Origin of the sequence: Parageobacillus sp. KH3-4 (assembly GCF_022846435.1) — a bacterium.
GTDB classification, from domain to species: Bacteria; Bacillota; Bacilli; order Bacillales; family Anoxybacillaceae; genus Parageobacillus; species Parageobacillus thermoglucosidasius_A.
Map to the genome: position 1 here is coordinate 3,262,120 of NZ_AP025627.1, position 15,119 is coordinate 3,277,238.

General features: G+C 45.3%; 9 protein-coding genes. 3 read left to right on the plus strand and 6 right to left on the minus strand.

Features of this window, described 5'->3' with window-relative positions; all coding sequences use genetic code 11:
• The first annotated feature begins 93 nt into the window (after positions 1-93).
• The 3 genes from MWM02_RS16540 (at position 94) to MWM02_RS16550 (ending at position 7,449) form a co-directional block, all read left to right on the plus strand.
• Entirely contained in the window at positions 94-1,389 is a 1,296-nt protein-coding gene (locus tag MWM02_RS16540; RefSeq protein ID WP_064550603.1) for a glutamate-1-semialdehyde 2,1-aminomutase, read from the plus strand.
• 249 nt (positions 1,390-1,638) lie between these two features.
• Positions 1,639-6,114, plus strand: coding sequence for a glutamate synthase-related protein (locus MWM02_RS16545; protein ID WP_244402464.1), 4,476 nt, complete (start codon positions 1,639-1,641; stop codon positions 6,112-6,114).
• A gap of 273 nt (positions 6,115-6,387) precedes the next feature.
• Positions 6,388-7,449 carry an FUSC family protein gene (locus MWM02_RS16550; protein WP_064550601.1) on the plus strand — a complete coding sequence of 354 codons (1,062 nt, stop codon included), beginning with the start codon at positions 6,388-6,390 and terminating at the stop codon, positions 7,447-7,449.
• Between the two features lie 33 nt (positions 7,450-7,482).
• Here MWM02_RS16550 and nikC read toward each other — a convergent pair whose 3' ends face one another.
• The 6 genes from nikC to MWM02_RS16580 form a co-directional block, all read right to left on the minus strand.
• Complete coding sequence (gene nikC / locus MWM02_RS16555) at positions 7,483-8,382, minus strand: nickel transporter permease (RefSeq protein ID WP_064550600.1); 900 nt, start codon at positions 8,380-8,382, stop codon at positions 7,483-7,485.
• An 18-nt stretch (positions 8,383-8,400) separates the two neighbouring features.
• A complete protein-coding gene (locus MWM02_RS16560; RefSeq protein ID WP_244402465.1) occupies positions 8,401-9,405 on the minus strand; it encodes an ABC transporter permease in 1,005 nt (334 codons plus the stop codon).
• Positions 9,406-9,476: 71 nt separating this feature from the next.
• Entirely contained in the window at positions 9,477-11,081 is a 1,605-nt protein-coding gene (locus MWM02_RS16565) for an ABC transporter substrate-binding protein (protein WP_244402466.1), read from the minus strand.
• 53 nt (positions 11,082-11,134) lie between these two features.
• Positions 11,135-12,100: an ABC transporter ATP-binding protein gene (locus MWM02_RS16570; protein ID WP_064550597.1), complete on the minus strand. Its 966-nt coding sequence runs from the start codon at positions 12,098-12,100 to the stop codon at positions 11,135-11,137.
• Positions 12,066-13,091 (minus strand): ABC transporter ATP-binding protein, encoded by a 1,026-nt coding sequence (locus tag MWM02_RS16575; protein ID WP_064550596.1) that lies wholly within the window; start codon positions 13,089-13,091, stop codon positions 12,066-12,068. Before MWM02_RS16575 ends, MWM02_RS16570 begins: the two co-directional genes overlap by 35 nt.
• A 232-nt stretch (positions 13,092-13,323) precedes the next feature.
• On the minus strand, positions 13,324-15,078 hold the full coding sequence (locus MWM02_RS16580) for an ABC transporter ATP-binding protein (protein ID WP_244402467.1): 1,755 nt from the start codon (positions 15,076-15,078) through the stop codon (positions 13,324-13,326).
• Between the last annotated feature and the right edge of the window lie 41 nt (positions 15,079-15,119).

Here is a 15,119-nt window from a genome sequence, read left to right on the forward strand (position 1 = left end):
GGCAATAGTTTATCCGAAGTGAAACGATGAAACAAATGTTATGCATTATGTTAAAATAAAAGTCGGCAACGAAATGGTAGGAGGCTTTAAACGATGAAATTCACAAAATCCGAACAACTGTATCAAGAAGCATTGCAGCATATTGTCGGCGGCGTCAACAGCCCGTCCCGCTCATATAAAGCGGTCGGGGGCGGGGCGCCGGTCGTGATGGAACGAGCGCAAGGCGCTTATTTTTGGGACGTCGATGGCAATAAATATATCGACTACTTGGCGGCGTACGGACCGATTATTGCGGGACACGCTCATCCGCACATCACAAAAGCGATTCAGCGCGCCGCAGAAACAGGCGTTCTTTACGGCACGCCAACGCCGCATGAAATTACGTTCGCGAAAATGTTAAAAGAAGCGATTCCATCCTTAGAAAAAGTGCGTTTCGTCAATTCAGGGACAGAAGCGGTGATGACGACGATTCGCGTGGCGCGCGCCTATACCGGCCGCGATAAAATCGTCAAATTCGCCGGCTGCTACCACGGGCATTCCGACCTTGTCCTTGTCGCTGCCGGCTCCGGCCCGTCAACGTTGGGAACCCCGGATTCCGCCGGCGTGCCAAAAAGCATCGCCCAAGAAGTCATCACCGTTCCATACAACGATGTCGAGTCATTCAAACAAGCGATGGACGTATGGGGAGACAAAGTCGCTGCTGTGCTTGTCGAACCGATCGTCGGCAACTTTGGCATCGTCACACCAAAGCCGGGCTTTTTAGAAGCAATCAATGAAATCGCCCATCAAGCCGGGGCTCTCGTCATTTACGATGAAGTGATTACCGCATTCCGCTTTATGTATGGCGGAGCGCAAAACTTATTAGGAATTGAACCGGATTTAACCGCGCTTGGAAAAATTATCGGCGGCGGCCTCCCAATCGGTGCATACGGAGGGCGCCAAGACATTATGGAACAGGTCGCGCCGCTCGGTCCAGCATACCAAGCAGGGACGATGGCAGGAAACCCAGCGTCGATTCTTGCCGGCATCGCCTGCCTTGAAGTGCTGAAGCAAGATGGCGTGTACGAACATCTCGATAAGCTTGGCGCGATGCTGGAAGAAGGCATACTTCTTCACGCAAACAAATACGGCATTCCTGTAACGATCAACCGTTTGAAAGGCGCATTCACCGTCTACTTCACCACAGAAAAAGTCGAAAACTACGAACAAGCGCAACGAAGCGACGGCGAAATGTTTGCGAAATTCTTTAAGCTCATGTTAAAACAAGGAATCAACCTTGCTCCTTCTAAATATGAAGCATGGTTTGTTACGCTTGCCCATACCGAGGAAGATGTGGAATATACGCTCAAAGCGGTGGAAAATGCATTTAGACAATTAGCGAACGAATAATTATGCAACAATCCCAGGAGAAATCCCTCTTGGGATTGTTGTTGAATAATTGAAAACGCTTACAAAAACACTATAGCACCGGCGAATACGATATCCAAAAAAATGAATAAATAATTGATTTGCATATGCGAGCATGGTATGATAGGTTATAAATTCTGAAAATTAAGACCAGAGATGGCTGCTATGTTTATTGAACATAGGAGGTGAATGGCGAAAGCAGGAGCTTTCCCGCTTTAGCGCCACTTACATATGAAGCAACGTTGGAATCCTAATCTTTTTAAAAACTTCCATCAAACAGAACACGACGCTTGCGGCATCGTCGCTGCCATCGAAAAACGCCGAATCCCAACCCGAGAAAACATTATGACATGCATTGACGCGCTTGTCAAAATGAATCACCGCGCTGGATTTATTAACGGCGAAGGAGACGGCGTCGGTATTCACATGGATATTCCTAAAAAGCTTTGGATGGAAAAACTCGCAAACGCCGGACAAAATCCGGAAATAGCAAACGATGAAAGTTTTACCGTTGGTCATCTTTTCATTAATCAGTCCGCCGATGTCGATCATGTGAAATCTCAAATCAAACTATTGTTTAAAAAATCGGGCTTTTTATTGATTTTTGAATCTGACCGCGTAACTTCTTCCAATGCGCTAGGTCCAATCGCGCTTCGGCAAGAACCGGTATTTTGGCAAGTCGCCCTGCTACCGAGTGACAATGTTCAGCTTTCAAAACGGTTATTTGAGCTGCTTATTGAAATAGAGAAAGACGAAAATGTCCATGTCGCCTCCTTAAGCAATTTTCACGTTGTGTATAAAGTGATGGGAGCCGGCGATATTTTGCCAAAATATTACCATGACTTGGCACATCCTTTTATCGCATCAACAATGACATTAGGACATAACCGTTACTCGACGAATACGCTTTCCAACTTTTTTCGTGTTCAGCCGTTTAGCGTATTAGCGCATAACGGCGAAATCAATACGATTGCGAAGCTTCGCGATGAAGCAGCGATGATTGGCGTTCCATTGCCAAACGGCGGAAGCGATTCCCAAGATTTGAGCCGTACGATAGAAACGCTTATTTGCCGCTATGGTTATAGCTTATTTGAGGCGATGGATATATTATTCCCGCCGATTGTGAATGAAATAAAAGCATATCCGGAGCATCTTCAAGATTTGTATACGTACATCCGTGAAGCATGGGGGCATTTCGCCCAAGGTCCGGCGGCGATTATTTCCCGACATGCGGATGAAGCAGTTTTCAGCGTCGACGCGCTCGGATTGCGCCCGCTTTGGAAATTGGAAACGGAAAAACGGTTTGTTTTCACATCAGAGCCAGGAATCATTCCAGCGAGTGAATATACCGGCGAACCAAAGCCGCTCGCGCCTGGCGAAAAAATCGGCCTAACATGGTCCAGCGGCGACGCCATTCAAGTGTTGGAATACGATCAGTTCCAAGAAGAAGTATACACCCGTTTTTCGAAACGGTTTGACATTACGAACTTCCGAAAGCGCCTCGATGTTCCGAAACTGGAAAATCACGTGTTTGCTTTCGCGCCGGCAAAAGTGCATAACGGTCAATATGCAGCGTTCGGCTGGGACAGAGAACACATTCAGCTTTTAGAACAAATGGCGGAAAAAGGAGTGGAACCGATTCGTTCTTTAGGCCATGACGCGCCGCTTGCCGCGATTGACCCGAATCGCAAAAACCTCGCGGACTTTATTAAAGAAAGCGTCGCCGTTGTCACGAATCCAGCGATTGACCGCGACCGTGAGATGGAACATTTTTCAACAAGAACCGTCATTGGAAAACGGCCATCTCTCGCATCTAAAACAGAAGCGTCGTATGTTATTGAGCTTAACTCGCCGATTCTCATCGAAGGAAAAATCGGAAACGATTGTGCGCCACAATTGCATCATCCTTCGTACGACCAAGTTGTTCGTTCATTTCAAGAAAAACAATTAGTGCACATCCTCTCGGCGACGTTCACGGCGGAAGAAACCATCCCGCAGGCGTTACAACGTCTTTCTAACGAAGCCTGTGAGGCGGTTCATTCCGGCAAAACCTTGCTTGTCATCGATGACACAAAAGCACATCAAAACGGAAACTTATGGATTGACCCGTTGCTCATCACATCAGCTGTCGATCAATCGTTAACAAAACAAGGTTTGCGCCGCGATTGTTCCGTTTTGCTTCGTTCCGGCGCGATCCGCTCCCTTCATGATTTGGTTGTCGCCTATGGATTGGGAGCAAACGCGATTAGCCCATATCTCATGTTCGCCACCGTTTCGTCGGAAGAGTCAAGCACACCTGTTGTCAATCTGTTTAAAGCGCTCAATAAAGGATTAGAAAAAGTGATTTCGACGATTGGCATTCACGAATTGCGCGGATATAGCCGCCTCTTCTCGTCGATCGGCCTGCATGACGAAATCGCCGATGTATTAAACATCGCCAATTTCTTTGGCTCTGATTCATTGCAATACGATTTCGAAGCGCTGAAACAAGACGCGATCGCCCGCGCAGAAGACTACACAAATGAAAGCGCCAAGCCGCGAAAAACGTTTCACCTCTTCCCGCGCATTTGGAAGGCGATTGGCGAAGTTGCGCAAACAGGATCGTACGACAACTATCGGAAAAAGCTAAGCGAACTCGAAACCGAAACGCCGATAACGATTCGTCATCTGTTAGATATCAAAAAAGCGGAAAAACAAATTCCGGTAGAAAAAGTCGACATTAGCGTTGGCGAACATAGCTTGCCGTTCGTTATTGCCTCGATGTCGTTTGGTTCGCAAAACGAAGTGGCGTTCCGCGCTTATGCGGAAGCGGCAGAACGTTTGAACATGGTCAGCCTTAACGGTGAAGGCGGCGAAATTAAAGATATGCTTGGCAAATATCCGCGCACGCGCGGCCAGCAGATTGCATCCGGCCGTTTCGGAGTGAATGCGGAGCTTTTAAACTCTTCGAACCTATTGGAAATTAAAATCGGGCAAGGGGCAAAGCCAGGGGAAGGCGGCCACCTTCCTGGTTCGAAAGTGACGGCGAAAATCGCCGAAGCGCGCAACGCGACAATCGGCTCGGACTTAATCTCACCATCCAATAACCATGACATTTATTCCATCGAGGATTTGGCGCAAATGATCGCCGAGCTGAAAACGGCGAACGACAAAGCAAAAGTTGCCGTCAAAGTGCCGGTCGTGCCAAACATCGGAACGATTGCCGTCGGCATTGCCAAAGCGGGAGCGGACATCATTACGCTAAGCGGGTTTGACGGCGGAACGGGAGCCGCGCGCGTTCATGCGCTGCAACATGTCGGGCTTCCTGTTGAAATCGGCGTAAAAGCCGCCCATAACGCCCTGCTTGAAGCCGGTTTGCGAGACAAAGTGGAAATTTGGGCGGACGGCGGCATGAAAAGCGCACTTGATGTTCTTAAAGTAATGCTGCTCGGGGCCAACCGCATCGGCTTCGGGACGCTCTCGATGATCGCGATCGGCTGTACAACGTGCCGCGGCTGCCATTTAGATACGTGCCATGTCGGAATCGCGACCCAAATCGAATCCGTAGCGCAAGCAAAAGAACACGGATTGCGCCGCTTTATGCCTCGGCAATTTGATGCCGCGGTACAAGGATTAATCAACTTATTCACAGCGTTCGGAAATGAACTAAAAGCGTTAACGGCTTCCCTTGGATTTACTCGTCTGCAGGATATCGTCGGACGCTCTGACTTATTGGAACAAACAAGAGGACTCCGCCAAATGGATTTGTCCAATCTGCTCGAAGTGCTTGAAGTGGAGCAGCTCGCACAAAAAGAAGCGGCTGCAAGTGCAGAGGAACCATCGTTGCTCGTTGCTGCCGGGGCGGAATATCTCGATTATTACAATGCGGAAGATTTGCATCGTTCCCGTGAATTTATGACCGTCACGGCGGAACAACGCGTTCTCGGTAGCCGTGTTTCTTGCCATCGCGTGCGCGGTCGTCTCGACGGATCATACAAAAAATTGCCGGACGTCACATTGCGTTATAAAAACGGCTCTATTCCTGGAAATGGACTCGGCGCTTACAACACGCATGGCATTCATATCCACGTTGACGGCGGCGGACAAGACGGTGTGGGAAAGACAGCGTTGGGCGGTAGCATCTTTATTTTCAAAACAAAAGGAAAAAATAAGAAATTTTATAACGGTTCCGTTGGTAAAAGCTTCGGATACGGAGCGCAAAAAGGTTTGCTGATCGCGCAAGGAAACGCCGATGCACGTGCCGGCATTCGTCTGTCAGGAGCAGATATGATTATCGGCGGCCAAGTGACAGCACCGATTCCGGAACAAGAACGCGGAAATATCGGTGCGCGCGCGAACATTAAAGGATTCGCCTTTGAATATATGACGAATGGGCGCGGCCTCGTCCTTGGCGACCCAGGCCCATGGATTTGCGCCGGGATGACAGGTGGGGTCGTTTACTTGCGTCACCAGCCGGAAATGGGGTTGACGAAAGCAGCATTGGAACGTCGCATCGCAAAAGGGGCGCAAGTACGCCTTGAACCATTGAGCGAACGTGGAAAAGCGGATGTACAAGAACTGCTGTCGAAATACATCGAATTGCTGAAAGAGCACGGCCAGCACGAAGAAGCGCAATCGTTGCAGCCGCTTCTTGAACATCCTGAAGATCATTTCTTCCAAGTCATCCCGACGAAAGAACAGGCCGACCCTTCCATTTCCACAGAATGAACAAAGGTATTCCGCATTGGCGGAATACCTTTTTTTCATCTAATGCGCTCCTTCTGTTATGTTTTCCATTAAAAAGACAAATTACATGCTGCTAGCTCTTGAATATCCCGCCATCATTATTGCATAATAACGTCATCCATACGTTTTGCAACATGATCTTCCCTTCAAAAATTCAAAACATTCTAATGTATATTTTTCGCTTGATATCATATATAAAAGCGTGTATAGTACTAAATTGTTTATAAGAACTAAGGAGGAAAGGTTTGAACATACATGAAACTCGGTGCCCGCATTTTTAAAACGGGAATCGCCGTTACATTAGCGCTTTTTTTGGCAACGCTATTGCACCTGCCTTCTCCTGTTTTCGCGGGGATTTCCGCAGTTTTTGCGATGCAGCCAACGATTTATCGGTCATATTTATCATTGATCGAACAGGTCCAAGCCAATATCATTGGCGCTGCATTTGCCATTATTGCCGTGCTTTTGTTCGGTCGCGATCCGTTTATTATCGGCCTTACGTTAATGATCGTTATCGCTCTTTGCTTAAAAATGCGCCTTGAGTCAACGATATCGGTGGCATTAGTTACCGTTATCGCCATTATGGAATATACCGAAAATCAATTTATCGAATTTGCGATCATTCGTTTTTCCACTATTATGCTCGGCATATTCGCTGCCTTTGTTGTCAACTTAATTTTTCTTCCTCCAAAATACGAAAAAAAACTATATGAGCAAATTACCGAAAACACGGAAAATATTTTAAAATGGATTCGCATCCATATAAGGCATGCGTCCGAGCATCGGATTTTAAAGGAAGATATCGAAAAAATGAAAGAAAACATTACGAAACTGGAACATCTTTATTTAATGTATAAAGAAGAGCGCACCTATTCCCGAAAAAAGCGTTTTCAAAAATCGAGAAAACTCGTTTTATATCGGCAAATGATGATGGCTACGAACCGAGCGCTTGATACGTTAAAAATTCTTCATCGCTTTGAAAATGAGCTGTACCATATGCCCACTGAATTCCGCCAAGTAATTCGTTCACAGCTGGATAGTCTGCTTCATTATCACGAACAAATATTGCTAAAGTTTATTGGAAAAATAAAATACCATCCTCGTACAGAAACAGCGCTGGAAACCCATCAGGGAAGAATGCGCCTAATTGAAGCGTTTTATGAACATCATCAGCAAAAAAACGAATATTACCTTTTCTCGTTGATTGGGACGATTATTGATTATAGTGAACAATTGGAACATCTGGATAAACTGATTGACAGCTTCCACCAGTATCATCACGATTCCACCTTGACCAAAAACTTAACTGATGACTGAAAGGCTATCTCCGCTGAAGAGATAGCCTTTCAGTTAATTTTTCATACGTGGGTCCAAAGCGTCGCGCAATCCGTCCCCCATTAAGTTAAAACCAAGTACCGTCAACATAATTGCAAGACCTGGAAAAATCATTGTCCATGGTGCTTGTGTTAAAAAATCTTTCGAATCCGCTAACATTTTTCCCCATTCCGGATTTGGAGGCTGTGCTCCTAATCCAAGAAATCCAAGAGCAGCTGCTTCAATAATGGCTGTGGCAATTGCCAATGTTCCTTGCACGATGATCGGCGCCATACTGTTTGGCAAAATATGATGGAACAAAATGCGCATATCGCTCATCCCGATTGCTTTGGCTGCCATTATATATTCTTCTTGTTTAATACTTAATACACGCGAACGAATTAATCTCCCAAAGTTTGGAACATTAATCACCGCAATTGCAATCAACGCATTTTGCAAGGAAGGCCCGAGTACTGTAACAATACCAATGGCCAGTAAGATGCTTGGAAACGCAAGCATAATATCAAACAATCGCGAGATAATGCCATCAATCCAACGCCCGTAATACCCTGCGATAATGCCAAGCAACGAGCCAACAATAACGGAGCCGAGCACAGAGAAAAATCCAACCCATAGCGAGATTCTTGCCCCGTAAATGACACGGGAGAAAATATCTCTGCCAAAATCGTCTGTCCCAAATAAGTGTTTGGACGAAGGCGGTTGCAACCGTTGTGTTAAATTTTGCTCCGTAATGCTATACGGTGCAATCAGCGGCGCCAAAATCGCCAGCAAGATAAAAAAGATAACAATTCCCAATCCGACAAGGGCTATTCTATTTTCTCGAAATCTTCGCCATCCTTCTCTCCACAGGGAAGCAGATTCTTCTTTTTCTTCCACGGCTTGAATCGTTGTTTGATTACGGGCTAGTTCCGCCATATCCGCTTTCCCCCTTTATCAGTTATATTTAATGCGCGGATCAATCGCTGCATATAGAAGATCTACAATTAAATTAATGAAAATAAAAATCGTCGCAATCACTAAAATGCCAGATTGAATGACCGGATAATCACGGTATCCAATCGCATCGTAAATGTAGCGGCCGATGCCTGGCCAGCTAAAAATCGTTTCCGTCAAAATCGCACCGCCCAGCAATAAGCCTGTCTGTAAACCTATTACCGTCAATACAGGAATAATGGCATTTTTTAACGAATGCTTGTATACGACCCAAAACATGCTTAATCCTTTTGCTCGTGCTGTACGAATATAATCCGATTTCATCACTTCGAGCATGCTGGAACGCGTAATCCGGGCAATGATCGCCATCGGAATCGTCGCCAATGCCACACTTGGCAAAATTAAGTGCTGCACGACTTGCATAAATTGTTCCGTATTTCCTTGCAGAAGTGCATCAATTAAATATAAATGAGTAATCGGCTCGATGGGATTTCGCACTTCTTCACGTCCCGATGTTGGCAGCCAATCTAATTGAATCGCAAACACCCATTGTTCCATCAACCCAAGCCAAAAAATCGGCATGGAAACTCCAATCAGCGCTAATACCATCGCAACGTAATCAAACCATGAATTTTGAAACCAAGCACTAATAATTCCTGCATTTATCCCGATTATAACGGCGATGATCATCGCTGCGAATGAAAGTTCTAACGTCGCCGCCAAATATGGCCAAATTTCTTCTGATATGGGCGCTCCTGTTCGAATCGATTCCCCTAAATCTCCTCTCAGCAACCCTCCTAAATATTTGATGTACTGAATATACCATGGCTGATCTAACCCGAGCTCACGGGTTAATGCAGCAATCGCTTCTTTCGTTGCCTTTTGCCCTAAAATGACTTGAGCAGGGTTACCCGGAATCGCGCGAATCATGAAAAAAACGACAAGCGACATCCCTAACAATACAGGAATGACCATTAGTATTCTCCTTACTACATAAGAAAGCACTCCTATCACTCCTTTTCATTGATTGATCATAAAAAAGAGGACAGGATGCACTCCTCCCCCTCCACATGTTGTTATTCGAATTCGACTTTTGTAAATTTATCTGAACCGGTTGGATGCGGGTTATAGCCTTTAATGTTTGCTTTTCCAGCTAACAATGGCGTCGAGTGGACGAGCGGAATCCATGGGGCATCCTCTTTGATAATTTCTTGCGCTTTTTTGTAAAGTTCATTCCGTTTATTTTCATCGTTGATCGTTTGCGCTTCGACTAGAATTTTATGAAGCTCGTCATTCGCATAATACGTATAGTTGTTGCTGCCGATGCTGTCCTTGTCTAACAGCGCGTACAAGAAGTTGTCCGCGTCGCCATTATCTCCTGTCCAGCCAAGCAAGAACGCATCTGCTTCCCCTTTCGCTGCTTTTTCTAAATATGTTGCCCATTCATACGTAACAATTTTCGCTTTTACACCAATTTTTGCAAAATTCTCTTGAATCGCTTCCGCTATTTTTTGTCCGTCCGGCATATATGGACGAGGCACCGGCATTGCCCATAGCTCCATTTCAAAACCGTTCGGATAGCCTGCTTTTGCAAGCAATTCTTTCGCCTTTTTCAAATCAAACGGATAATCTTGAATTTCATCGTTATAGCCAGGAATGCTCGGCGGCATCGGGTTTTTTGCCGGTTCCGCCTGGCCGGCGTAAAACGCGTCAATGATCGCTTTTTTGTCCACCGCATGGTTCAATGCTTGACGGACTAATTTGTTTTTCAATGGCCCTCTCGTCGCCGTCAATCCGACGTAACCAACGTTCATCGATGGACGTTTAAAAATTTTCAAATCTTTATTTCCTTCAATTTGTTTCAAATCGGTCGGATTTACATCTTCCATTAAATCGATTTCACCTTTTAATAGCGCATTTAGGCGAGCAGAGTTATCCGGAATCGAAACAAAAATTAATTGATTGAGCTTTGGATAACCCTTTTCCCAATAATCTTTATTTTTTTCAAGGACAATGCGCTCATTTCGTTTCCATTCTTTAAAGACGAACGGACCGGTTCCAACCGGATTTTCGCCAAATTTGTCTCCGTATTTTTTTATTGCTGCCGGGCTGGCGATCGCAAACGGAGGCATTGCGATATTTTTTAAAAATGGAGCCTGCGGACGTTTCAGCACAAATTGCACTGTGTAATCGTCCACTGCTTTCACCTCTTTGATGACATGGCTCTCATCGTTTTTATAACCTCCAAACATTGAGCCGTAATACGGGAATTGATCGGCGTTGCCGTTTGCCCAACGCTCGAAGTTAAATACGACCGCTTCTGCGTTGAAATCCGTTCCATCATGGAACTTCACACCTTTGCGGAGCTCAAATGTGTACGTCAACCCATCATCAGAAATCGTCCACTTTGTCGCTAACGCCGGTTTTATTGTTGTATCACCATCGTTATAATCTAGCAGTGTATCGAAAATGTTTTTTGTCACCTTTAACGATTCCCCTTCAGTGACTGTAGCCGGATCAAGGGAGACGGAATCGCCGCCACGCCCATATACAAGCGTGCTGTGGGATGATGATTTTCCTTTTTCGTCGCTGCTTGTTTTTTCTGATTTACCGCAGCCGACTAGTGCCATAGACAATGCAAGCAGCAATGCAAGCAATGTCACCCATGTTTTTTTCTTCACTATAAGTTCCCCCTTTAGATTGTATTTTTATCATTTCGTTGCTTGCCGGTGTGCTAATAAAGATGGCAAGCAACGTAATGACCTTGTTCTATTTCTTTCATCTCCGGCCGCTTTTGCTTGCAAATGTCCATGCAAGCGCTGCAACGAGTATGGAATGCGCACCCTTGCGGCGGATTCGCAGGATTTGGCAAATCACCTGATAACAGCTGACTTTTCTCCTTATATTCGGGGTCTGGAATCGGAACAGCGGAAAGCAGCGCTTTCGTATACGGATGTTTCGGCGATTTATATAATTGATTGCTATCTGCCAATTCGACTAGACGTCCTAAATACATTACACCGACGCGGTCACTAACATGACGGACAACTCCTAAATCATGGGCAATAAAAATATATGTAAGTCCAAATTCTTTTTGTAGATCTTTTAGTAAATTTAATACTTGCGCTTGAATAGACACATCAAGCGCCGATACTGGCTCGTCAGCAATAATCAGCTTTGGATTGGTCATTAACGCTCTTGCAATGCCGATGCGCTGCCGCTGTCCGCCGCTAAATTGATGCGGATACCGCTTCGCGTGATAACGCCCAAGCCCGACAACTTCGAGCATTTCTTGCACGCGCCTTTTTCTTTCCTCTTTCGCTCCTATTCCATGAACCACAAGCGGCTCTTCCAAAATCTTTTCAACTGTATGTCGTGGATTCAACGATGCGAAAGGATCTTGGAAAATCATTTGCATATCGCGCCGCATTTTCCGCAATTCCGATTTAGACAGCTTTGTCACTTCTTTCCCTTCGAATGCAATCGAACCTTCTGTCGGCTCAATTAAACGGAGAAGCATCCGGCCTGTCGTTGATTTGCCGCAGCCGCTTTCCCCGACGATACCGAGCGTCTCTCCTTTGTAAACGGTAAATGTGACATCATCGACCGCTTTCACTTCACCGATTTTTTTGCCAAATACTCCTCCCGTAATCGGAAAATACTTTTTAATCCCTTTCACTTGCAACAGCGGTTCGCTCACGATTTCGTTCCTCCTCTCCAAGCAACAAAAAACAGCGAACACGGTGCCCGCATTCTCCCGTCTTATATAATTCTGGATCTTCGCGGAAACAACGGTCAAACACATATTCGCACCTTGCGGCGAAACGGCAGCCTTGCCGAACTGACCCTGGTTTTGGCACATTTCCTGGAATGGAATATAACCGCTCCTTTTTTGCTCGAATATCCGGCACAGATTGAATAAGTCCGATTGTGTATGGATGTTTTGGGTTTTTAAAAATCGTCCGCACATCGCCTTCTTCAATAATTTTTCCTGAATACATGACGATCACACGGTCGCATATTTCGGCGACTACCCCCAAATCGTGCGTAATCATCATGATCGAGGTACGGAAGTTTTTATTCAGTTCCTTCATTAACGCTAAAATTTGCGCCTGAATCGTCACATCGAGCGCCGTTGTAGGCTCATCAGCAATTAATAATGAAGGATTGCACACCATCGCCATCGCAATCATCACGCGCTGGCGCATCCCTCCGGAGAGCTGGTGCGGATATTCATCGACAATCTGTTCTGCGCGCGGCAAACCGACCAGCTTTAACATCTCAATAGCCCGCTTTCTTGCTTGCTTTTTGCTCATTTTTGTATGTATGCGAATCGCTTCGACTAGCTGGTTTCCAATTGTAAATAACGGATTTAACGAGGTCATCGGTTCTTGGAAAATCATCGCAATTTCATTGCCGCGAATTTGTTTCATCCGCTTTTCCGTAGCATGAACGAGATTTTCGCCTTTGAAGATAATGTCGCCATCAACGATGCGCCCGGTTCCTTTTGGCAATAAGCCCATAATCGACAGCGAGGTGACGCTTTTTCCGCATCCCGATTCCCCTACGACTCCCAAAATTTCCCCTTCGTTTATATAAAAATCAACGCCATCAACAGCAGGAATTTCGCCATCATCCGTAAAAAAAGATATTTTCAGTCCTTTTATTTCCAATAATCGTTCATCTGCCATTATTTCACCTCCTGTTTCTATCTAAAATAATTAACATAATATTTAGTTTTTTATTATTTTTATAAAAATTATGCCATTAAAATTCTAATAAAACAATAAAATATTGTAAAAAATCAGAATTATCTAAATAAAAAACAATAATATAAAAACGGTCCTGGCCGCTGGCAAGACCGTTTTCGGCTCTTATTTTCCATAATATAAATACAAATATTTTCCTTTTTTCATCTTTTCATCATTGAGTGTAGTTTAATTGTTGAATCGTAAATAAATGATAATATTGTCCTTTTTTCGCCATTAATTCGTCATGTGTGCCGCTTTCGACGACCATGCCATCTTCAATAAGAAAAATGCGGTCCGCGTGGGTAATCGTTGACAGACGGTGGGCGACGATAAAAGTCGTCCGGTTTTTTGCGAGCCGCTCGAGCGCCTCTTGAATGTAATGCTCGCTTTCGAGATCGAGCGCCGATGTCGCTTCGTCAAAAATAAGGAGGGGTGGATTTTTCAGAAAGACTCGCGCGATGGCGATTCGCTGTTTTTGACCGCCGGATAGTTTGATGCCGCGTTCTCCGACTTTCGTATCATATCCGTCCGGCAAGTTCATAATAAAATCGTGAGCGTTGGCGGCTTTTGCGGCAGCAATCACTTCCTCGTCCGTCGCATCAGGTTTTCCAAGCAAAATATTTTCCTTCACCGAATCGCTAAACAAAAAACTATCCTGGAACACAATCCCGATTTTATCGCGCAGACTGCGGACGCGCATATCGCGGATATCGACTCCATCTAATAAGATTCGCCCCTCTGTCACATCGTAAAACCGCGGGATAAGGCTTACCAACGTTGATTTTCCGCCGCCGCTCATGCCGACAAGGGCGATCGTTTCTCCCGCTTTTACGGAAAACGAAATATCGCGAAGCACAGGAGGCTCGTTTTTATTGTAGGCAAACGTGACGTTTTCAAACACAATATCCCCTTTTACTTCTTTACAGTCAACGGCATTTGGCGCATCGACGATGTCATATGTTTCGTCCAAAAATTCAAACATCCGATCCATCGAAGCGAACGACTGCGTTAATGTCGTCGATGAGTTCACGAGGCGGCGCAGCGGGCTATAAAGCCGATCGATATAACCGACGAAAGCGACCATCGTTCCAACGGTAATATGGCCAAGCAATACTTGGTAGCCAGCATAGCCAATCACGATAATCGGGGCAATATCCGTCACTGTGTTCACGACGGAAAACGACTTTGCGTTCCAGCTCGTATGCATGAGCGCCTTTGTTAAAAAATTATTGTTTTGCTCGGAAAACCGCTTCTGTTCCTCTTCCTCGATCGCGAAGCTTTTCATGACCGGCATTCCTTGTATCCGTTCGTGCAAGTACGCTTGCAATTCCGCCAGCGCTTGGGAACGCATTCTCGTCCGCTGCCGCAGGCGCCCGAAAAAATATTTGACGGAAAACGCGTAAAGCGGCAGTGTACTAATGGAAATAAGCGTCAGTTTTATGTCCATCTTGATCATAATGACAAGTGCAATAATAATCGTCGTCATATCTAACCAAAGGTTCATCAGCCCAGTAATAATAAAATCTTTTGTTTGTTCCACGTCATTAATGACGCGCGAAATAATTTCCCCCGTGCGATGATTCGCGTAATAAGTAAAGCTTAGCTTTTGCATATGCGTAAATAAACGGTTGCGAATGTCATACAGCACTTTGCTCGCCGTCCATTGCGCAAAATATTGCCGATAATATTCGACAATTGGACGAATAATAACGAAAATCACTAACATGACAGCGATAGACCACCAAAGTCGCTCTATCTTAACGGACATCGGCAGCTTCGTATTTCCAATAATTTCATCGACTACATATTTTAATAGCAGCGGAATGAGGAGCGGAATCGCAAACTTAATAATACCGATGATCATTGTTGCGACAATATACCATTTATACGGCCCTACAAATTTCATATAGCGGCGAATATTCGTCATGGACAGATCCTCCTTAAAAGCAGAAAAACCTGTTTGCGGCA

Bases quoted from the DNA above. Each gene is read 5' to 3' on its own strand.
- MWM02_RS16540 (WP_064550603.1), top strand. From the start codon at position 94: ATGAAATTCACAAAATCCGAACAACTGTATCAAGAAGCATTGCAGCAT.
- MWM02_RS16545 (WP_244402464.1), top strand. From the start codon at position 1,639: ATGAAGCAACGTTGGAATCCTAATCTTTTTAAAAACTTCCATCAAACA.
- MWM02_RS16550 (WP_064550601.1), top strand. From the start codon at position 6,388: ATGAAACTCGGTGCCCGCATTTTTAAAACGGGAATCGCCGTTACATTA.
- nikC (WP_064550600.1), bottom strand. From the start codon at position 8,382: ATGGCGGAACTAGCCCGTAATCAAACAACGATTCAAGCCGTGGAAGAA.
- MWM02_RS16575 (WP_064550596.1), bottom strand. From the start codon at position 13,091: ATGGCAGATGAACGATTATTGGAAATAAAAGGACTGAAAATATCTTTT.
- MWM02_RS16580 (WP_244402467.1), bottom strand. From the start codon at position 15,078: ATGACGAATATTCGCCGCTATATGAAATTTGTAGGGCCGTATAAATGG.